The organism is Tenacibaculum profundi (assembly GCF_052050075.1).
Lineage (GTDB): Bacteria > Bacteroidota > Bacteroidia > Flavobacteriales > Flavobacteriaceae > Polaribacter.
The window spans coordinates 1,164,467-1,186,545 of the sequence record NZ_CP197225.1; the positions used below are offsets into that span (position 1 = coordinate 1,164,467).

A 22,079-nucleotide genomic window follows, 5' to 3' on the forward strand; every position below is an offset into this window, starting at 1 on the left:
TTTATTATGATCAAAAAACAATTAATTATAGTCACTTTTCTTTTTCTTGGAATGCAAAGCTTTGCGCAATGGTCAAAAGGAAAAGGTAAAGGATATTTCAAATTATCAGCTTGGTACCTACAATCTGATCAACACTTTACAAGTACTGGAAAATTAGACCCTAACGTTACCAGAACTCAATTTAATACTAACTTATATGCAGAATACGGGCTTTCTGATAAACTAGATATAATTACCTATATTCCTTTCTTTGCTAGAGTAGCACAAAACAATCAAATTTCTGGAACCAATAGTAGTACTATCCTATCTGGTGAATCTTTTAATTCTTTCGGGGATATAGATTTAGGAATTCGATATGCGTTTCTAAAAAAAGGATACTGGGCCTTAGATGCAAAATTGATTCTAGGGTTGCCTTCAGGAAGTTCGGTAGGCGGATCTGACGGGAGTTATCAAACTGGAGATGGAGAATTTAATCAATATTTATCTACTTCTGTTGGATATAGTACCAATTTATTCAAAAAACCAACTTATTTAAAGTCCTATTTAGGTTATAATAATAGATCCGAAGGTTTCTCTGATGAACTAAGAGCTGGTTTTGAAGTTGGTGTAAACGTACTAGAAAAAAAATTATGGTTAAGCTCAAGAATCAATATTTTACAATCATTACAAAACGGAACACTCAATGCAGCCAATAGTAATGGTAGTATTTTTGCAAATAATGTAGAGTTTAGTAGTTATGGATTTGAGGCAGCCTACTATTTCACAAAAAATATTGGAGCTTCTATTTCTTTTGACTCTGCCTTTTCAGGAAAAATTATAGCAGCAAACCCTTCCTATTCTTTTGGAATTTTTTATGATCTAAAATAAAAACAATCTAGTTGTTAATTCCATATATTTTTTTAGCTTGGACAATATGCCTTTCGTTGTGGTAAATCACAAAACGAAGGGTATCTCCCAAGCGAAACTTTAGCAATGGTAATGTAATAGATGTTTTAATTTTTGTTAAATTTTTTGTTCTTGCTTTTTCTATTAGTACTTTTAACTCATCTTGAAGGTCTAAAAACTCTAAAAGAACTTTTTCATTATTCAGTTTTGAATATATTGGATTTTTACTTTTAAAGGTATTCATTTTCTTCATTTTATCATTGGGTAACATATCCATAGCAAATTTACCTCCGATAATACCAGATTTGAAAATATCTGAACTTGGAAAATTAGATGTTTCTATTCCCTTTCTAATTTCTTTATTATAAAATCGTGCATATAAATTTAAATGCTCAATACATTCTATGACTGACCAAGATTTTTCATTTACCTTATATTGGATTCTTTCACTATTTTCTTGTAGCAAAAACTTCACATAATCTATATGAGAGTAAGTAAGCTCCGAAAGCACATGAAGCAATTCGTTTTTGTTAAAAGTCATCTGTTTTTATTTTTTCTCAAAATTGAATATATTTATTTTAATAAATATTGATTAGGATCAATACTTTTCAAATAAATTACTTTGAATTGACAAAATATAATACATATGACAAAAATTAATATCGAAAATTTACCTTTTTCTAGAAATTATTAATCTATTAAAATTCCAGATGCCTTTTCAAGAATATAATTGCAATGTTCCACATCTTCATTATTTAGCTTAAGTATTCCTTCAACCTCTATAACTTCATCTGTTTTAAAACTTGGTGGCTTTTGAAACGCAATTTCAATAATACTTTCAGGGCCTGATCCCCCACAAAAATAACATGCAGCCATTGGGTTTTTAGAGAGTATAAGCATTTCTCCATCTCCAGAAATATCTATAAAATATCCTTTAATTTTAATCTTTTTTCCTTCGTACGACTTTATTACTTTACCAAAAGTAGGTACCAAATAGCTTGCTTTATAAAGTGTATTATACTCCGATTTAAAAGTTACATCAGAAAATTCTTTCCATGTTAATTTTTCTTGCGCAAGAATGTAATTACACATGAATATTAAAAAGATAATTATGTTTTTCCTATTCATTAGATAATGTTTTTACCAAATTTAGTTTAAAAATAGAAAGAGAGGCTAACAAACAAGCTATTAAAGCTATTAAAATTACAATACCAAATAAAAAAAATTCATATGCTTCGGGTGGATTGAGCTGTAAGCCATAATCATAAGATCTTTCTATACATTTAGATGTAATCCAAACCCCCATTCTTCCAAGTAGCCAGCCTGTAATGTAGCCAAGTACACTTAAAAACATGCCTTCAAGAAGTGCTACATAAAGTAACTGTACTCTCCGAAACCCATAAATTCGCAAAAGAGCTAACTCATTTTTTCTTTCATTTATTGTTTTTAATAGGCTTACAAAAATACTTAATCCAGAGACTATCAAAATTGCAAAAGCTATTCCATTTATAATAGTTATTCCTGAGCCAAAAATACTTGTCAATCTCTGTACTTCATAGCCTGGTATAGCTGATTGCAGGTTTGTGCTTTCATTAATGTACCTAGGCATCTGAATCAAACCTATGGGGCTTCTAAATTTTACCAATAAAGATGTAATCTCCAGATCATCCTTATAACTACTTAAATCAACTTTTCTCCTTTTTCCTTCTGAAATATTATGATAATAAGCACTCTTCTCTTTTTCTTTATGCATATGATCATCAGCATGTTGTTCATGCGCATGGTCCTTTTCATTAACCTCTTCATCCACACCATGAAAACTACTACTTTTTTTATCTTTATAATCCTTCTTATGGTGATAAGAATCATAATTATGAGCTTTCCATACACTTTCAATATCACTAATAATCAGGTTATCTACTACAGTCCCTGTAGATTTCAAAACACCCTTCACCTCATATTTATCATTCTCGTGAATTTCTATTGAAGATTTTAACAAACCATGAGAACCCGCAAATTTATCTCCAATTTTTAGCTGTAGTTTTTTCGAAATCTTACTTCCTAAAACTACCTCGAAGGGCTCGTCAAACAGTCTCCCTTTTTCTAAAGTAACACCATAACTATCCAAATAATCTGTGGTCGTTCCTAAAATTCTAATCCCTTTATAATTATCTCCATATGACAAAGGAATTACCTGTTTAACTAAAGGATTTTTTTGTAATTGCTTAACTTCTTTAATCTTAATATTACCTGTTGGAGCATCTATATGAAGTACAGATGATAAAATTATTTGCAAAGGGCTTCCCTTTGCCCCTATTACCATGTCAAAAGGACTTATGTTCTTATTTAACTGCCCTTTTACTTGATTACTTAATTGTAAAACAAAAGTAACTAAAGATACACTTAACACCAGAAGTACCAAGCTTAAAACTAAGTTAAATGGTTTTGATATTAAATTCCTGTAGGACAAATACCATAATTTCATAATACTATATGATTTTTAAAGTGAGATTTTATTCTAAAATCATGTGTAATAATAATCAAACTACTCTTACTTATTTTTGCTTCTTCTTTTAATAGCTCTATTACCTTTAAACAATTATAATCGTCTAAATTAGAAGTTGGCTCATCTGCAAAAACAATTTTTGGTTTATGTACTATTCCCAATGCAATAGCTAATCTTTGTTGTTGTCCTTGGCTTAAATCAACTACTTTTCTATGTGAAAATTGATCTAAACCAAGCCTTCTCATCAAGTCTAATCTTCTTTCTTTATCATCAGACGTTTTGGGGTAGTTTTGCCTCAATTGTAAATTCTCTAATAAACTTAAAGATTTAATAAAATGATATTGCTGAAAGATAAAACCTAGTTTTTCACCTCGAAACTCATTAAGCTTTTGTCTTGATAACGAATTTATATCTATTGCGTCGATAAAGACATTACCATTTAAAGGTTTTAAGAGTCCTGACATTAAATATAAAAGCGTTGTTTTACCTACTCCCGAAGCCCCTAAGATGAGTAAATGTTCACCTTCGTCAATTTTAATATCGGGAAAACTAAAATTTGCCAAATTATCGTATGAAAACGATAAGTTTTTTGTTTTTACCATAGGTTAGATATAGAATAATAAAGATGCTAACTAATGCATATCTGTTGCAAGATGGTAATAATTTTATAAATTAAGGTTAAAAAATACTTTAAATCTATTGAAATAACAACTTACGTATAACTTAATCGCTAGTTTACAAAACAAATTCATAAATTTGATTATCTATTTAAATCGTCTTTGAAAATTCTAGATAAAGTTTCAGGAGTCATTCGTAGATAAGAAGCAATATATTTTTGAGGAATTTCTTGGAAAACTTGAGGACTTCGATTTTTTAATCGTTCTAATCGCTTAATAGGGGAAAAAGTTATTAAATCAATTTCTCGTTCTACCTGTTGTAATATAACATGTTCTAGTAAATCGCTCCATAATACCTTATTTTTTTTATCGTTACTTATACACTTGAGTAACTTATTTTTTGAAATAACGTATAAATTAGTTTCTTTTAATGCCTGTACATAAAAAGTAGTTGGTTCATTACTTAAAAAACTATCTATTGCAGTAATAAATGAATTCTGATAGCCAAATCTTATTGTATGTTCTTCTTTTCCGTCTTCAATATATATTCGAATACTTCCACTTTTAACAAAATAGAACTTTGTATTTATATCATTTTTCCTTATCAAAAATTCATTTCGTTTTAAAATAATTTCTCGTTCCCATTCGTTTCTTAGAACCTGTATTATATTATTATGAATCAACACCGCATTATTTAAATTAACAAGCAAAAATTTATAATATATCAAAAATAGTTATTATAAATTTAAACAAACAAGCCAAATAACTATTATCTTGACTAGTTATTAATTTTAATTAAAAAGGTGATAAACAAATATTCATCACCTTTTTAATTAAATCATTTAATTTTCAAATTATCTTGTCTGAAACTTTATTTATTCAAAATCATTTTTTTGGTAATCACCTTATTATTTAAAAAGATTTTATATATGTATACTCCATTCTTTAGATCTGAAATATTTTTTGTGATACGCTCTCTTCCATTAAGAATCCTAGAAGGCATAATTGTTTTAACAGGTCTTTCAGATAAATCGTATAATTGAATTTTTCCTGTTGATTTATGAGATGTAAAAATTTCAATATTAGTATAATCTTTAACTAAGGTTTGACATTGTATCTCAGATAAGATATTATTCTCTTTTACTTTAGAGCAATCGGAATCAAATTTCCAATCATTTGAAGTATTAGGTGTGCTTCCCTTTGTCCACCATTTTGCTAAATATATTTTACCTTTATAATAAATTTTACTTCCTCCTAAATAAACTAAATCAGATCTCCATGCCTGACTACCGCAATAAGTTACAATGCCACCACATGGTCTTAAATATTCCCAAACATTACTTTTGCCTGGCTTTTCTCCTGCTGATGCATACCATTTATTTTTATAAACTTCACCATTATATGACACCTCTGTGCCTGACTTCGCATATGTAATAGCTTTCCAAAGAGGAATATTATCACATCCCCCATCTGTATTTTTTTCTTCTACTTTAAATGATATCATCTTTACTGACACCATTCCATTATTATCAGTAGCTTCAATTTTAAAGTCAAAATTACCAAAAGCTTTTGGTATCCAATTAAAAATATACTGATCTTTTTCTTTAACTGCTATAAGCCCTAATGACAAATTATTTATAAAAAACTCAACTGAGCTCACTGATTTATCATCTGTAATAAGAGCTTGTAAATTTATTTCAGATAAAGTTTCTTGTTCAATAATACTACCGTTTTTTGGTTTTATATCAGATATACTCGGTGCTGAATTTGACGTCCCTTTCTTTTTGAGAATAATTTTAATTGATTTTATAGAAGTATTTCCTTTATTATCAGTAGCTTCAGCTATTAAAGTATATTCACCAAAATTATCAGGTATAAAAATTGCTGTATATTCATTACCGTTTTTAGTTGCTTTGATCGTACTACCTTCTACCTTAAATTTAAATAAACTTATTTCTCCATCAAGATCCGAAGCCTCTGCTTTCAAGGTGATTTCTTCAATTACATCCTGCTCTATTATTAAATTATCTGTTGGTGTCTGCCAAGTAATTATTGGTGCTGAATTTGGCTCTTCCTTCTTTCTAATAATAATTTTAATCGATTTTTCAGCAATACCACCTTTATCATCAGTTGCTTCGGCAATTAAAGTGTATTCACCAAAATCATCGGGTAAAAAACTTGCTGTATATGTGTTTCCCTTTTTAATTGACTTAATCGTATTGTTTCCTTCTTTAAAATTCAGTATCCTAATTTTTCCATCAAGATCTGTAGCCTCTACCTTTAATGAAATCGCACCAAGTATATCCTGCTCTATTGTCAGATTATCTGTAGGTGTTTGCCAAGTAATTACAGGTACTTGATTAATAGGAGTTGTATTTCCTGCTGCCTCATTGATAGCTTTTAAAATACTTGAAGAAGAATTATAATCAACATCCTGAGTTAGCTCCCAAATAATGACCCCTTGATGACCAAAATTTTTCGTGTACTTTATTTTTTCTGCGGCTTGTTTCGGTGTATCAAAGTATATATTTTTTCCTTTTTGAGAAATATGACCATTCAACTTTTTTGGATCTTTTTGATCGTAACTTGTTGCCGCATTTGGAAACTCAGAAACAATTTCTCTATAAGGTACAAACTTAGCTCCATTTCCTCCGCTAGGCTTTTTTTGAGAAAAATCATATCCATACATTGGTACACCAATTACTAATTTTCCCTTTTGTACACCGAATCCCCCAGAATGATTCCATGTAGCAGGAGCAATTCCTAACCAATATTCTAAGGCATCTTGAGCTGAATAAATTGGATTGTCAGCACTTTGATTTTGGTAAGTATTCAATGGTGTTTTATGTAACGAAGCATGTGGACCAATAGGTGATTTATCCCAAGACCCTGTAAAATCATAAGTCATTAAGCCTATCCAATCTAAATACTCTGCTACATCACCATCATAATTATTACCATACCAAGAAGTACCAAAAACTGCAGCTGTAATTAACTTATTAGGCATTTTTTTTCTAAGCTTTTTACTTAAATTTGTCATACCTATCGCTGCTTTATGAGGGCCTTCATCACGGTCTCCCCACTTACTTCCTCTTACTCTACCTCCTTGATCTGTTGTTCCTGAAATAGAAGGATCAGCCCACCAACATTCTAAATCTAAATCAATACCATCTAATTTTCTAGAATTAATAAAATTAGCTAATAAATCAGCTATTTCTTCTAATTTTTGATCATTGTTATGATACTTTGTCATGAGCCATAAAAAAGCATAATCTGTAGCACCTCCTAGAGCAACAGAAACCTTTACATTCTTTGCTTTTGCTTTTGCTAAAACTTTACAATCTGTTAAAACTGAATCTACTTTTTTTAACTGAAAGTTATCAAAAGCTATAGAAGCAAAGTCATTACTTTTATAATCTTTATTATTCTGCTTAAACATTAAAAATGATACATTAACATTAGTAACAACTTCTGGATTAAATTTGTTTTTAATATCATAATCTGGAATCCATGTTGGTAAATACCCAATTATACGTTGCTTTCCAGAGTAGTCAGAACCTAAACCTCCATCACCGCAAGCTCCATCATTTTTCCATGAAGCATCACCAGGCTTTGCTGTTGTATACCATTTTGCCGTATAATTAATACCTTTTAATGAGGCTTTATCTCCCTGACGATATGTTTCCCCATCCTTATATTGAGGATAACAATCAGGGAATTGATATTGAGCATTGATAAGAGTGCTCAAAAATAAACATAGTATGAATATTGTTTTTTTCATAAAATTAAGATTTGAAGGGTTATTTAATTCTTGATCAAGAATTGAATTATTTGTTTATTGATAAGTTGCTCAGGTAATAATGTATATTTTGTTTAATACAAATTAATTTTCTTTAAGTTAAACAACAAGAAATTATTGCCCAAGAGTAGTCTATCGATTTTATTTAAATTAATTATACTACCTCACAAGGAAATATGAGGTAGTAATACTCACTTATATTAAAAACATTAACACCGTGAATTATAATCAAGAATAATAAAATTTATTTTTTTATAATTTTCTTAGTTTGAATATTTCCGTCAATTTCAACACTATATATGTAAACACCTTTCTTTAAACTCGAAAGATTTTTTGTAAATACATTTCTTCCTTTTTTAACAACTGAATTTAATAAGGTTTTATACAAATTACCAGCAGTATCTTTTACCTCTACCTTGACTTTTTTATCTAATTGAGGAGTTATTGTTAAATGAATTTCATCAGAAACGATTGATGGATAAATATTAATTTTAACAGACTCGTTTGCATCAGTACATTCTGACACGTACTTCCATTCATTACTTCTTTTTGGATTACTTTTGGTCCACCATTTCGCTTTGTATATTTTCTTATCAAAATACACTTCGTCACCTGCAAAATAAATTTCGTTCGCTAACCATTTTGGGGAATTACAATGTAATATAGTTCCTCCACATGGTTGTACATACTTCCAAACACTACTTTTTCCTGGAATTTCACTACTTGAAGCATACCATTTATTCTTATATATTACTCCATTATAGCTAACTCTCATTCCTGGTTTTGAATAAACTTTTGACTCCCAAACAGGAGTTCCATTACAAGAATTACTATTAACCTTCTCTTTTATTGTAAAAGAAACTGTTTTACTTGATATTACTCCCTCATCATCTTCTGCTTTTATTGTTAATGTGTATTCTTTAAAACTTTTTGGTTCCCAATTAATAACATATAAATCTAGAAGACTTTTGGTAACTGCTAACTTTTCATCATCAATTGAAAACAATACGTCTACAACCTCTGAATCATCTGTAATTAAAGCTTTTAATTCTATTTTCATTAATTTATCTTGCTCTATAACTAATCCATTAGAGGGGCTTATTTTTGAAATAATTGGTGATGCATTTGACGAATACTTTTTCACTGTAAAATTAACTTCTTTACTAGTGACTTTTCCATCATCATCCGTGGCTATTGCTTCTAAAGTAAAAGATCCAAAATTAGAAGGAATGAATTTTGCTGTGTAAGTGTCCTCAGATTTAGTAGCAGCAATATTTGCTCCATTATGAACAAAATAAAATGAGACAACCTCACCATCAGAATCAGTGGCTTTAGCTTTCAATGATATTGGCGATAACTCCTTTGTTTCAAAAATTTTTCCATTTAGTGGTGCTTGCCAATTTACTACTGGTGGTGTTTTTTCTATGGTTCCACAATCTTTAATCTTTTCCCAAACTCCATTAACACCTGGTGTATTACCTATTCCTGCATACCATTTATTTCTATACACAACATCATTAAAAGTTACATAGTTATTCGGCTTATCGTAAATTTTAGTAGACTTCCATACCGGTATATCAGAACAATCTAAATTAACGCCATCCCAAATGATTACTTTAATTGTATTGGTTGCTGAAAGTCCATTTTCAAAGGTTGCATTTGCTATTAAATCTACAGCTCCATAAGAACTTGGAGTCCAAGAGAAAGATTTTCCTGAAAATGTTTTATCCCCGATAGTCGTAGTAATTGTTTTTAAAACAGATTTTTTTTGATCAACATTAATATTAACCTCTATTGAAGAGAATTTTTCTTGCTTTATTAATTGATCATTTATTGGCTTTACAAAAGTTATAGCTGGCTTTTGAGCACATGGCTCTGCAGTAAAGTCTGCTGAATCTCCACCATACTTTGACATGTCTTTACAGCCACAGTCAGATAGATCATCAACACCATCCATATCAGTTCCTATTTTGTAAATACTAGTATATCTTTTATAATATCCAATTCTACTTAAAACCTGTGGCTTTTCTTTTCCTTGTCCACACTCAACTCCTCCATTTATTATGTTTACAGTCATTCCTAAACCTGGCACTCTATTTTTAGTTTTATCCAAATCATTTGGCACCCATTTTTTAACCATCACATTATGTGCTGATGGTTTAGGATATTGAGGTGTCATCCAAAACCATATAGCTGTCTGGAAAGCTAAAGCTGCATCTTGAATTACCAAATCTGGATTATCTAATAAAACTTTCTTATCTCCAAAAATAAATTCACTAGCTGGCCCATAATTATAATTATAAGAAAGTTGGATGGGACCTCTTCCTTTATATGATTTACCAGGAGTAGGTGGATAATTAGTATCTGGATATGCATACGATGCATTGGTTGGTTCTTCTCTAAAATGAAGTCCCCAAGAATATTTTCCGCCTGGAGCAGCATCCCACCCCCCTGTTGTTTCATGAGAAATATTTGCAAAAAAAGCTACTAGTTCTCTTTTTCTAGTCTCTAAATCTCCTTCGTTTAAAAAAGATCCATAGTCTACCTCTTCAGTAATGATTTCTTTGTCAGAGTTTCTAGGAGCATCGAAATCTACATCTGTTCGAAAAGTATTTGACTCTCCGGTTACTTTATCAATTCTTGTAATTTTGTATGCGTTAGTTCCACATCTTCTTTCAAAAATCACTTTAATTTTATCCATTCTGTTAATGGCTTCAATAAATGACTCATAAGTGTAGAAATCCTTCTTTGGATCTAGAACCCATACTCCACCCCCTGTATCTTTTGATCCAAATCTATATGGAAATAAAATATTCCATTGCTCTTTAGAAACAAGAGGATGATCTGTTTTGGTTGCTCTTTTGTTTAACTGTTTAGTTTTTTCCTTTGCGTAGTTTAGAAACAAATTCCTTTCTTTGAAATTGTTTGATTTAGCGTTCATGGTAAAAGTTGAAAACAACAAAACCATGACGAACTGCACATAAATTGTTCGTTTCATTTTTGAGATTTTAAAGGGTTTTTGTTTATTAGCCTCTTATTTAACTTACTGATATATAAACACTAAAGAAACTAATCAGCATACAAAATTAGATGTCCCCTTACTGCTAGCAAACTTTTTAGATAAAAAGCATAAAATTCTCTATGGAATGCAACTCATATGGAATGAAATAATTACTTAGGTCATTTTCAATTTATTAAAAAACATAATCGTTTATAGATTTTCATTTTTTTATTAGTAACATATGTTTCATGCAAAACGATTCTCTTTTTCAAATCAACATCTCTAAAAAACAACTACCTTTTTTCTATTTTAACCAAATAAAAAATATGATTTGAAAAAAACAGATCCGCTTATTTTATGGAATATTAAGTGTTTTTTGTGATCTTTTTAAACTTTTATTCTTTTCGTGATTTATCTAGTAGATAAAAATCTGCTAATACTAAAGCGGTTAAAGCCTCCACAATAGGTACAGCTCTTGGAACTACACATGGATCGTGCCTTCCTTTTCCTTGAATTTCGGTTAACTCTCCCGTCGAATTTATAGTCTGTTGATTTTGCATAATTGTGGCCACAGGTTTGAAAGCGACCCTAAAATAAACATCCATACCATTAGATATACCACCTTGTACTCCTCCTGACAAGTTACTTTTAGTAGAGCCATCAGAGTTAAAAAGATCATTATGATCTGATCCTTTCATTTCTGCTCCAGCAAAACCACTTCCAAACTCAAAACCTTTTACTGCATTTATCGACAACATTGCCTTACCTAACTGAGCATGGAGTTTATTAAATATAGGCTCACCAAAGCCAACAGGAATATTTTTTGCAACACAAGTAACTGTTCCACCAATGGTATTCCCCTCTTTTCTAATTTCTTTTATTTTTGAAATCATTTTTTTCGCAACTTCTTCGTCTGGACATCTTACATCATTAGATTCTATTCGTGATAAATCCAACTTTGCATAAGATTTTTTTGTATATATTTTACCTACAGACGAAGTATATGCGTTTATACTAATATGACTAATTAGTTGCTTTGCTAATGCACCTGCAACAACCCAATTAGCTGTTTCTCGCGCAGAAGTTCTCCCTCCTCCTCTGTAGTCACGCGTACCATATTTCTTATCATAGGTATAATCAGCATGTGAAGGACGATAAACATTCGTATTATGACTGTAATCTTTACTTTTCTGATTGGTATTCTTTATTATAAAACCAATAGATGTTCCTGTTGTGACGCCTTCAAATATACCTGATAAAAATTCTACTTGATCTGGCTCTTTTCTTTGGGTAACAATATTAGATTGGCCTGGTTTCCTTCTGTTAAGCTCATTTTGTATTTCCTCAAAATTAACCTCAATTCCTGAGGGAAATCCATCAATGATACCGCCTATAGCTGTTCCATGAGATTCTCCAAAAGTTGTTAGTTTAAGAATGTTTCCGAATGAATTAAACATGTTATCATAATTTAAAAGCGAATGTAGAATTATTTCTTAAGATATAACAACTAAATTACTATAATTACGCTTAATATTACTCCCTAGTTATATACATCGAATAACCTTTACTTCTTAAAACAATAGTTTACTTCGAATAACCAGCATACCAGTATTAATTTTTGTTAAAAAAAATTAAAAATACACTGATTTACAAGTACTTAAAAACAAACAATAAATTCATTAAAAAAAACTTATAAAAACTTTTTTTATAATTAAAAAAAGGTTCTATATTTGCATCCGCAATCAGGAAACACCTGATTAGACTCAAGGAGAAATGGCAGAGTGGTCGAATGCGGCGGTCTTGAAAACCGTTGACTGTAACAGGTCCGGGGGTTCGAATCCCTCTTTCTCCGCAAATCCGAAGTGAAAACTTCGGATTTTTTTTAGGGGATTAAAGAGAAAAAGCTTGTTCTAAGACGACAAGCTTTTTCCGTATATACTCTTTTTAAAAAGTCAATATCATGCAGTTAATACTATATTAATATAATAGATTTATATACTAAGGACTTTAAATAAAAATTAGGATCATTCTCAAAAGTTGTGGTTAGGCAAAAATTTGCGTTAATCTAAAAAGGAAGAATTCTGTGTTTTTCACTCCTCTAAATTGTGCTCCAAAAGCTTTTATTTTTGTATTAAAAGATTCCGCGAAAGCATTTGTACTTCGATTATTAAAATAATTGAGTTTTGATTTGTAATTTACAACTTATAGAGTTTGCTACAATATTAAACGCTTTAAAGTCTGAGTACTATATTTCTTTAAACCACTTCGCCAATTTTGTGCAAGCAATTCCTTTAGTTATGGTTTTGTTATTAAAAAACTTCTAAGTTTTTGACATATTCCATATGCTTTTTAATATCTAGATATTATTCAAATAATATTTCTTCTCTTTGTTGTTATTTTTGTGCCCAGCCTACTTTTGTTTTATAATGTAAATATCTACTTCTGATCAATATTTTTTTTACAGTATCTATGTTTTCAAAAGTTAATAATAATATATTTTGTTATTATTCTTAGCTTATTTGATTTGATTATTTTTTATATCATTAGCACCCCAATGATGTTTTATTCGAATATCTTGTAAAGCGTCAAAAGCTAGTTTTTGCAAATGAAACCTATTTGTTACTCTTTTAGCTTGTAAAAAACACTTTTTAGTTATTAACTTCATTGAGTTAGCCATATCTAAAGTTATTTCTTTTACTTTGTTTCGTTTTGAACTTAGAATTTTAAGTAGTCTATCTATCGTATATTCAGCTTTAGTCCCTGCAATGATAGCTAAAATACCCTCTACTTTTCCTTTAGCTTTTTTATTAGTAACAATGGTATATAACTCCCATTAAGATATAGAAACCTCATCAATAGAAAGTTACCTCCCTATATTTTCAGGAAACAGTAAGTAATCGTATGTGATTTTTCTTTCCATTGTTTAAAATCACTTAAATAGCCTTTAGATTGACGTTGTAGCTTTTAACCATTTAAACCATAAAAACTAGCTATGGTATAACAAACAGGCTTTAGTACCGATTAAGCACTTTTAAAAAAACAGCAAACTCAACAGTCACGATAGTTCCCTTCCCTATGCTACTAAATCCCAATTTCTTTAAACTACTTTTTGAGTTGCTTTATTCAACCATCTCCTACTTTTGATATGGAGTATAATACTATTTTTCATCTTAAAGGAAAATCTTATACTATAATTTCTTTATAAAAATCATGAGAAACAACTATATCCATAGTAAACTCATCATTAATAGGCTTCTTTTTCTCAAAATACAAATGAAGAGTTTCTTTAATGGTTTAATACTTTATAATATCAAAATATGTAATCAGTAATTCTGGTGGTAAAACTTTTAGTAAGTCGATATAAAAATCCAAGTAGTCCCTTTTTTTATAAAATCGATATTCTATTTCAATTCGCCCACAACTTTTGTTATCGATCCGATTTCGTCCTCAAGCACTAAATCAAACCAAATAATCTAACAAATGCATCCAAGAGATGAAATACTACAAAAGATAAAAGAATTCTTATGACTGATAATACTTTCAATAATAAAAGATAAAATGAGAAGTACTTCGACTATAATTTAAAAAATCAAAATTATATAAGCTACAAAGTATATTTATAAAACATCAAATTACAAAACTTATTAATCCCAATAAATCAATTTATATATCTAGCTAGCGTAATATCATTTCCTAAAAAGAATCCTTTTTTTCAAATTAATGTAGCTAATCAAAAAACTCGATTTACAAAAATGGAACATAAACCTCTTACAAAATCTTCCTACAGAACATCATTTAGAAACTGGTCAGTAAAGAAAAAGCTATAAAATAATTTAAAAGTATACTACCTTAAGTACTAACATATAGAGAACTCTTAAACAATTAATTATATAAATAAATATTTTCTTTACAAAAAAGAAAAATCAACCTAAAAAAACTACGAGCATAATTAAAATAGACAAAAACAGGGAATACTTTCCTATTGTGGGGTTTTAAATTTGCAGCTAATCATTAGTTAGCCCAATACTTTAAAAAGAAATATTATTTATAAATTTATTTTTAATAAAAAAGAGAGGGACCCCCTCTCTTTAATCGCTTATCTTATTAGTTTTTTATATTTAATACGTTTCGGCATGACATCTCCTCCCAAGCGTTTTTTCTTGTTTTCTTCATAATCAGAGAAAGACCCTTCAAAAAAATAAACCTGGCTATCCCCCTCAAAAGCTAAAATATGTGTACATATTCTATCTAAAAACCATCTATCATGAGAAATAACAACCGCACACCCTGCAAAATTTTCTAAGCCTTCCTCTAGAGCTCTTAAAGTATTTACATCTAAATCATTTGTTGGCTCATCCAGCAATAAAACATTTCCTTCCTCCTTCAGAGTCATTGCAAGATGCAATCTATTCCTTTCACCTCCTGATAAAGTTTCTACTTTCTTATTTTGTTCATTTCCTGAAAAATTAAAGCGACTTAAGTAAGCTCGAGAATTCACCTGCTTACCTCCCATCATTACTAGATCTTGACCATCAGAGAAATTCTCCCATATAGTTTTACTAGGATCAATATTAGAATGATTTTGATCAACATAGGCAATTTTAGCTGTTTCACCAACATTGAAGGTACCTGCATCGGGAGTATCTTCGCCCATTATCATTCTAAAGATTGTTGTTTTACCAGCACCATTAGGGCCTATAATTCCAACAATACCAGCTTGAGGAAGATTAAACTCCAAGTTTTCATACAATAATTTATCTCCGTAAGCTTTTGATACACTTTTTGCATCAATAACATTGGTTCCTAGTCGTGGTCCGTTAGGTATATAAATTTCTAACTTTTCCTCAACTTGTTTTTGATCTTGATTGAGGAGTTTATCGTAGTTCTTAAGACGAGCCTTTGACTTTGCCTGACGTCCTTTTGCTCCCTGTCTAACCCATTCTAATTCTCTTTCAAGTGTTTTTTGCCTTTTAGAAGCTGCTTTGCTCTCTTGTGCTAACCTATTTGACTTTTGATCTAACCAAGAAGAATAGTTTCCTTTCCACGGAATTCCTTCACCTCTATCTAATTCCAATATCCATCCTGCAACATTATCTAAAAAATAACGATCATGTGTAACCGCAATAACAGTTCCTTTATATTGCGCTAAATGATGCTCTAACCAATGTACTGATTCAGCATCTAAATGGTTAGTAGGCTCGTCTAATAATAGGATCTCAGGCTCTTGTAGTAACAAACGACACAGAGCTACCCTTCTTCGTTCTCCACCTGATAATAAGCCAATCTTTTTATCTCCCTCTGGGGTTCGCAATGCATCCATTGCTATCTCAAGCTTAGTATCTAATTCCCAGGCATTTGAAGCGTCTATTTTATCTTGAAGCTCTGCCTGTTTAGCCATTAATTTTTCCATTTTATCTGGATTAGAATACACTTCTTCTAATCCAAACATATCATTTATCTTATTATATTCATCTAAAACAGCAACTACATCCGCTACCCCCTCTTTAACTATTTCTAAAACTGTTTTATTCTCATCTAAGATAGGTTCTTGTTCAAGATACCCTACTTTATATCCTTGCGAGAATACTACATCACCTTGATAGTTTTTTTCTTGCCCTGCAATAATTCTTAATAAAGTAGATTTACCCGAACCATTAAGACCAAGAATACCGATTTTGGCTCCATAAAAAAAGCTTAAATAGATATCCTTTAATACTTGTTTTCCCGTGCTCTGATAGGTTTTAGAAACCTTATTCATTGAGAAGATAATCTTTTTATCGTCACTCATTATTTTATAATATTTTTAGAGTTAATTTAAGAATGATTTTACACCCTACCCTTTAGTGCATTAAATACCCAAGCATTTGCAAAAAAACCTAATCCCACAGCACCAAAACCATAACCAGCTATCTCATCATACTTAAATATTGCCAGTACAATAAGCAGAACTCCCATGAAAATCATAATTAGTGTTGCCCAACCAAGAACAGTGTTTTTATTCATTGCCATAATTAAAATTTTATATTGAATAAAGAAACTTTATGCTATTTCTCTAAACCAAAGTAAGTAACAAATATCGCAAATATTTAGCCAAGAAAACAACAAAGACATTTAGAGTTTTTACATTTATTTATAAAAAAATTAAACCTCCTAGTCCGAATTAAATAATTCACTTGGACTTACCCCAAATCTTTGTTTAAATTTTACTGAAAAATAGGAAGCACTTTTTATTCCTACAGAGTATCTTACGTTATTTATATCTGCTTCTTCTTTATTTTTGATTTTTTTATAGGCTTCTTGAAGTCTTATTTCCAAAATAAATTTAACAGGAGTTAGCCCCGTTAGTTTTTTCATAATTCTTTCGAGTTGCCTCTGGCTTAAATTTACCTCTTCAGCTAAAAAAGCAACAGAAAAACCATCTTTATCAAGGTTATCAATAACAATTTTTTGAAGTCTCTTAAGGTTCTTTTCTTGAAACGATTCTACATCTTTATCTTTTTCTGTAATTTGTTGTTTAATATTATCTCTTTTATTTTTATTATCAAGTAAACAATTTATTCTTGCTATTAGTTCATTTTTACCAAAAGGCTTTACAATGTAATCATCAATACCAATATTAAACGCTTCAACTTTATTTTCTTCATAACCCAACGCTGTAACTAAAATAAAAGGAACATCATCATTTAGAGTACTCTTTTTCATATGCTTTCTAAATTCTAGTCCATTCATTTTGGGCATCATCACATCGGAAATAACAAGATCATATGACTTCTTATTTAATTTTTCTAACCCCTCTTCACCATTAAAAGCAAAATCACATTCATATAGTTTAGATAAAATTTTTTCATAATAATCTACCATATACGGGTTATCCTCAACAACAAGTATTGTACTAAATTCCCTTCCAATGTTATTTATAAATATTGAAGATGCATTACTAGGCTTAGGCTGATTTATAACTTTTTTTGAGACAACCTCAGTGTTTCCAATTATTTGTTTCGAGTTCGAAACTGGTAACTGAACTCTAAAAGTTGTACCTTTATTGGGCTGGCTCTCTACAGAAATAACACCTTTTAAGGTATCTACAATATCTTTAACAATTGCTAAACCAATTCCAAATCCCTCTGATTTCCCTTTTTTCTCTTCTTGATAAAATTTCTTATAAATATTTAATTGATTTTCTTCACTTATTCCACTTCCCTGATCTATTACTTCAATATTAAACAAATCTTTTTCAAGAAAAACGTTAAAAAAGACAATGGTATTTTTATTAGAAAACTTAATAGCATTGCTTACCAAATTATTAACTAAACTCTCAACTTTATTTAAGTTTGTTAATAAATTAAAATTCTCTGGTAAATTGGAGCTGTAGTCAAGTTCTATATTTTTAATTTTAGCAATACTATCAAAAGAAAAAAATAGTTGTTGTAAAAAAGGCTCTATTATAACATTTTCTAATCGTAATTCCTCTTGTTTTTTATCTTCCTTTAAAAGGTTTATTATATCAGAAATATTACTAATAACTTTATTACTCTTCCTTCTAATCTCCCCGAGATATTTTCTTAATTGATCTTCGCTGATACTTTTGTCTGTAGACAAATCGATATATCCCAAAATTAAAGAAATTGGAGTTCTAATTTCATGAGCTATGTTAATAAATAATGACGCTCTAAACTTTTTAAAATCTTGTTCATTTTCTAACTCTAATTTTATTTTTTTTCTGTCAAAATGAATCTTAAAGAAATATCTCTGAAAAATAACAATCAACAAAAGTCCTACTCCTAAAAAAGCTATGATTAATTGTTTTCTTTTATTCCCTTCATTCACCACCAAAGCTTCTTTTTCCTTTGTAGTTAAATTTAAATTCGTTTCCGCCATATCTTTTAGATCAGAAACTAAGGAGTCTTTATATCTTTCAGTGAACTCTATATATTTTTTTTTATATAGTTTGACCTTATTTAGGTCTTTCTTTTTTAAATAAAAATCAATAAAATTATTATAAACTCTTCCTATTTTTTCAACATCATCAATGGCCACAAATCCTTTTTCTGCTTGTTGCAAACAATCATACGCTTTATCCAACTGATTAACATTTATATATGATTTTGAAAGGGTTAAATTAATTACATCTAAATTCTGTTTTTTTATAGAGTCTAAAACTTTCAACTTGTCATATGATACAATCGTATCATATCCTTTAAGTTTTTCAAAAAACAAATCTCCATATTTAACAGCCTCTTGGTGTTTCGACACGTCATAACTATAAAAAACTGATAATTCATGAATTGGAAGTAAATCATAAGGATATACACTTTTACTTTTTGAAATTTCTAGTGCTTCTTTCAGTACTTTTTCTATCTCATTATATTTTTTTCTTCCTCTGTAAGAAATTGCTCTAATTTTACTTATACTCACATAATCTGACCATCTACTAAAATCCCTATAATATTTTTGTAATTTATCAAGAATTATATCGCTCTTTTCATAATCAGCTCCCATCAAATAGTACCAAACCATCAAACGATATCTTTTAGCCAATTCATGATCATCTTGAATGTACTGAACCTCTTTAGATAACTTAAACATAGCTTTAGCCGCTATTTCTGGTTCCAGACTAAAGAAAACTATTTTCCTTAATGAATCATATTCTTTCTTTGTTAAAACAGATACTGACTTAATTTCTGAAGAACTATCCTTATCAAAATCACAACCTAAAAATACAAGTATAAAGGAAGTGACTACAACTTTTAAATAATTTATTTTGCCCATTATTACCCTAAGACCATAAATCAATTTTTAAGTTTATTTTATTAAAAATTGAATACAGCTTGATTTACAACTTCATATTAATGCAACAAAGTAACAAAAAAGACAAGAAATATCATTTGATATATTTATTTTTTAAATAAAAAAGTTAAAAACACGAAAATTCAATCAATTACGTTTTACTCAAGATCGTGATTCTACTTCTAAAATCACTATTTTGAACACGAAATCATACCCATAACTAATTCATTAAAATCAAAATTCACAAAAATAGTCAATTCAAAAAGTAAAACTAAACTGTGTTCTTTGATTGAACAGTAATTATAAATACAATTTTTTTTTTTGCAAAAAAGAAAAAACTACTATAATTCAAAGATAAATTAAAGGACAGCTGCTAACCTGGCTCCCTGATTAATAGCTTCTTTAGCATCCAATTCAGCAGCAATATGAGCTCCACCAATAACATGTACAGTCATTCCTTTTGACGTAAGAGGTTCATAAAGCTCTTTAAATGGTAATTGCCCTGCGCAAAGAATAATATTATCAACCTCAAGCACCTTATTTTCATTATTTTGAACATAATGCAATCCTAAATCATCAATTTTTGTGTATTGTACCTCTTTTATAAATTGTACGTTTTTCTTTTTTAAGTTTGTTCTATGAATCCAACCTGTTGTTTTACCCAAGTTTCCTCCAAATTTACCTTCACTCCTTTTAAACATAAAAACTTCTCTTGGTGACGGTGCTATTTTTGGAGTTGTATTTTCAATACCGCTTCTAGCTTCAAGTGTTTTATCAATACCCCACTCTTGAAGCCATGCGTCAATATTAACGCTAGTACTTTCACCGTCATGAGTAAGATATTCTGAAACATCAAAACCTATTCCCCCTGCTCCAATAACAGCTACTTTTTTACCTACTTCTTTTTTATATTTTAAAACATCTATATAACTAAGAACTTTCTGATGTTCTATACCTTCAATTCTGGGTTTTCTTGGTGTGATCCCTGTCGCTAAAATTATTTCATCGAAGCCTCCTTTAATTAAATCTTCTGAATTCACCCTAGTGTTTAAGCGTAAATTCACCCCGTTTAATTCTATTTGCTTTTTAAAATATCGGATTGTTTCATAAAACTCTTCTTTACCTGGTATTTGCTTCGCTATATTAAACTGGCCTCCAATATCATTTTCAGAATCAAATAACGTTATATCATGTCCTCTTTTAGCTGCTATTGTAGAAACAGAAAGACCTGCTGGTCCAGCGCCCACAACAGCTATTTTTTTCTTTTTATCAGTTTTATTGTAATTTAATTCTGTTTCATGACATGCCCTAGGGTTTACTAGGCAACTTGCTATTTTTTTCTGAAAAACATGATCTAAGCAAGCTTGATTACATGCAATGCAGGTATTTATTTCATCCTCTCTCTCTTCTCTTGCTTTATTAACCCATTCAGGGTCTGCAAGAAAAGGACGTGCCATAGAAATCATATCTGCATGCCCTTCAGACAAAACCTTTTCGGCTGTATCTGGCATGTTAATTCTGTTTGAAGTTATTAATGGAATTGAAACTTCTTTTTTCATTTTTTCAGTCACCCATGTAAACGCTGCTCTTGGCACCGAAGTTGCTATCGTGGGAATTCTTGACTCATGCCACCCAATACCTGTATTTATAATAGTAGCACCTGCTTTTTCTATTTCTTTACCTAAATGCACAACTTCCTTCCAAGAACTTCCGTTATTTACAAGATCAAGCATTGAAAGTCTATATATAATTATAAAGTTTTCTCCTACAGCTTCTCTTGTCTTTTTAACCAAGCTTATCGGAAGTTTTATTCTATTTTCGTAATCTCCCCCCCAACCATCTTTTCTTTTATTTGTTCTTTCTACAATAAACTGATTGATAAGGTATCCTTCTGAGCCCATTATTTCTACTCCATCATACCCTGCTTCTTTTGCCAATTTTGCCGAGTTAACAAAATCTCTGATGGTTCTTTTGATTCCAGACGAATGTAACTTAAATGGCTTAAATGGATTTATGGGAGCCTTAAGTGCTGAAGGGGCTACATTTAACGGGTGATAAGCATAACGACCAGCATGTAAAATTTGCATACATATTTTCCCTCCTTCATCATGAACCGCTTTTGTAATAACTCTGTGCTTTCTCGCGTGTTTTTTTGTGCTCATTCTCGCGGAAAACGGAGCTGTCCAACCTTGTATGTTTGGTGCTATTCCTCCAGTAACTATAAGTCCTACTCCTCCTCTTGCTCTTTCTGCGTAGTAGGCTGCAATTTTATCAAAACCATTTTTTTCCTCTTCCAGTCCAGTATGCATTGACCCCATTAAAATTCTATTTTTAATAGTAGTAAATCCTAAATCTAGTGGTTCAAAAATATGTTTGTACTTGGTCATAATTAGCTTTGTTTATACATTTATTATGCGCGCATAATAAATGCAAGTTACTATAAATTTTAATAACTAACAAAAAAGAAATCCCCTTCCAATTCAA

Annotated in this window: 14 protein-coding genes, 1 tRNA gene and 1 pseudogene; 2 read left to right on the plus strand and 14 right to left on the minus strand. The window is 30.2% G+C overall.

Going from position 1 to position 22,079, the window contains the following annotated elements:
• The first annotated feature begins 6 nt into the window (after positions 1-6).
• A complete protein-coding gene (locus ACSIGE_RS04665) occupies positions 7-867 on the plus strand; it encodes a hypothetical protein (RefSeq protein ID WP_440881628.1) in 861 nt (286 codons plus the stop codon).
• A 7-nt stretch (positions 868-874) separates the two neighbouring features.
• On the opposite strand, the gene ACSIGE_RS04670 is transcribed toward ACSIGE_RS04665, so the two are convergent.
• The 8 genes from ACSIGE_RS04670 to aroC all read right to left on the minus strand — a co-directional run bounded on the left by ACSIGE_RS04670 (position 875) and on the right by aroC (position 12,265).
• Entirely contained in the window at positions 875-1,426 is a 552-nt protein-coding gene (locus tag ACSIGE_RS04670; protein ID WP_440881629.1) for a DinB family protein, read from the minus strand.
• A 149-nt stretch (positions 1,427-1,575) separates the two neighbouring features.
• Positions 1,576-2,013: a hypothetical protein gene (locus ACSIGE_RS04675; protein WP_440881630.1), complete on the minus strand. Its 438-nt coding sequence runs from the start codon at positions 2,011-2,013 to the stop codon at positions 1,576-1,578.
• The gene (locus tag ACSIGE_RS04680) at positions 2,006-3,370 is read right to left on the minus strand and encodes an ABC transporter permease (protein WP_440881631.1); all 1,365 of its coding nucleotides are present in this window, start codon (positions 3,368-3,370) and stop codon (positions 2,006-2,008) included. Before ACSIGE_RS04680 ends, ACSIGE_RS04675 begins: the two co-directional genes overlap by 8 nt.
• Positions 3,367-3,993 carry an ABC transporter ATP-binding protein gene (locus ACSIGE_RS04685; RefSeq protein WP_440881632.1) on the minus strand — a complete coding sequence of 209 codons (627 nt, stop codon included), beginning with the start codon at positions 3,991-3,993 and terminating at the stop codon, positions 3,367-3,369. Before ACSIGE_RS04685 ends, ACSIGE_RS04680 begins: the two co-directional genes overlap by 4 nt.
• Positions 3,994-4,151: 158 nt before the next feature.
• Positions 4,152-4,691, minus strand: a complete 540-nt coding sequence (locus ACSIGE_RS04690) for a Crp/Fnr family transcriptional regulator (RefSeq protein WP_440881633.1) — start codon at positions 4,689-4,691, stop codon at positions 4,152-4,154.
• Positions 4,692-4,879: 188 nt separating this feature from the next.
• Positions 4,880-7,789, minus strand: a complete 2,910-nt coding sequence (locus tag ACSIGE_RS04695) for a glycosyl hydrolase family 18 protein (RefSeq protein ID WP_440881634.1) — start codon at positions 7,787-7,789, stop codon at positions 4,880-4,882.
• A 262-nt stretch (positions 7,790-8,051) separates the two neighbouring features.
• On the minus strand, positions 8,052-10,805 hold the full coding sequence (locus tag ACSIGE_RS04700) for a glycoside hydrolase family 19 protein (RefSeq protein ID WP_440881635.1): 2,754 nt from the start codon (positions 10,803-10,805) through the stop codon (positions 8,052-8,054).
• A 398-nt stretch (positions 10,806-11,203) separates the two neighbouring features.
• Positions 11,204-12,265 carry a chorismate synthase gene (gene aroC / locus ACSIGE_RS04705; protein ID WP_440881636.1) on the minus strand — a complete coding sequence of 354 codons (1,062 nt, stop codon included), beginning with the start codon at positions 12,263-12,265 and terminating at the stop codon, positions 11,204-11,206.
• A 310-nt stretch (positions 12,266-12,575) separates the two neighbouring features.
• Here aroC and ACSIGE_RS04710 point away from each other — a divergent pair.
• Positions 12,576-12,660: transfer RNA gene (locus ACSIGE_RS04710), tRNA-Ser, on the plus strand.
• 191 nt (positions 12,661-12,851) lie between these two features.
• On the opposite strand, the pseudogene ACSIGE_RS04715 reads toward ACSIGE_RS04710, so the two are convergent.
• The 6 genes and pseudogenes from ACSIGE_RS04715 to ACSIGE_RS04740 form a co-directional block, all read right to left on the minus strand.
• Positions 12,852-12,935, minus strand: a pseudogene (locus ACSIGE_RS04715) (transposase); the annotation flags it as partial.
• A gap of 388 nt (positions 12,936-13,323) precedes the next feature.
• On the minus strand, positions 13,324-13,626 hold the full coding sequence (locus ACSIGE_RS04720) for a transposase (RefSeq protein WP_440882184.1): 303 nt from the start codon (positions 13,624-13,626) through the stop codon (positions 13,324-13,326).
• 1,278 nt (positions 13,627-14,904) lie between these two features.
• A complete protein-coding gene (gene ettA / locus ACSIGE_RS04725; RefSeq protein WP_440881637.1) occupies positions 14,905-16,596 on the minus strand; it encodes an energy-dependent translational throttle protein EttA in 1,692 nt (563 codons plus the stop codon).
• A 38-nt stretch (positions 16,597-16,634) separates the two neighbouring features.
• Positions 16,635-16,817 (minus strand): CAL67264 family membrane protein, encoded by a 183-nt coding sequence (locus ACSIGE_RS04730; protein WP_440881638.1) that lies wholly within the window; start codon positions 16,815-16,817, stop codon positions 16,635-16,637.
• A 141-nt stretch (positions 16,818-16,958) separates the two neighbouring features.
• Positions 16,959-19,577: a hybrid sensor histidine kinase/response regulator transcription factor gene (locus tag ACSIGE_RS04735; protein WP_440881639.1), complete on the minus strand. Its 2,619-nt coding sequence runs from the start codon at positions 19,575-19,577 to the stop codon at positions 16,959-16,961.
• Between the two features lie 377 nt (positions 19,578-19,954).
• On the minus strand, positions 19,955-21,982 hold the full coding sequence (locus ACSIGE_RS04740; protein ID WP_440881640.1) for an oxidoreductase: 2,028 nt from the start codon (positions 21,980-21,982) through the stop codon (positions 19,955-19,957).
• Positions 21,983-22,079: the final 97 nt, after the last annotated feature.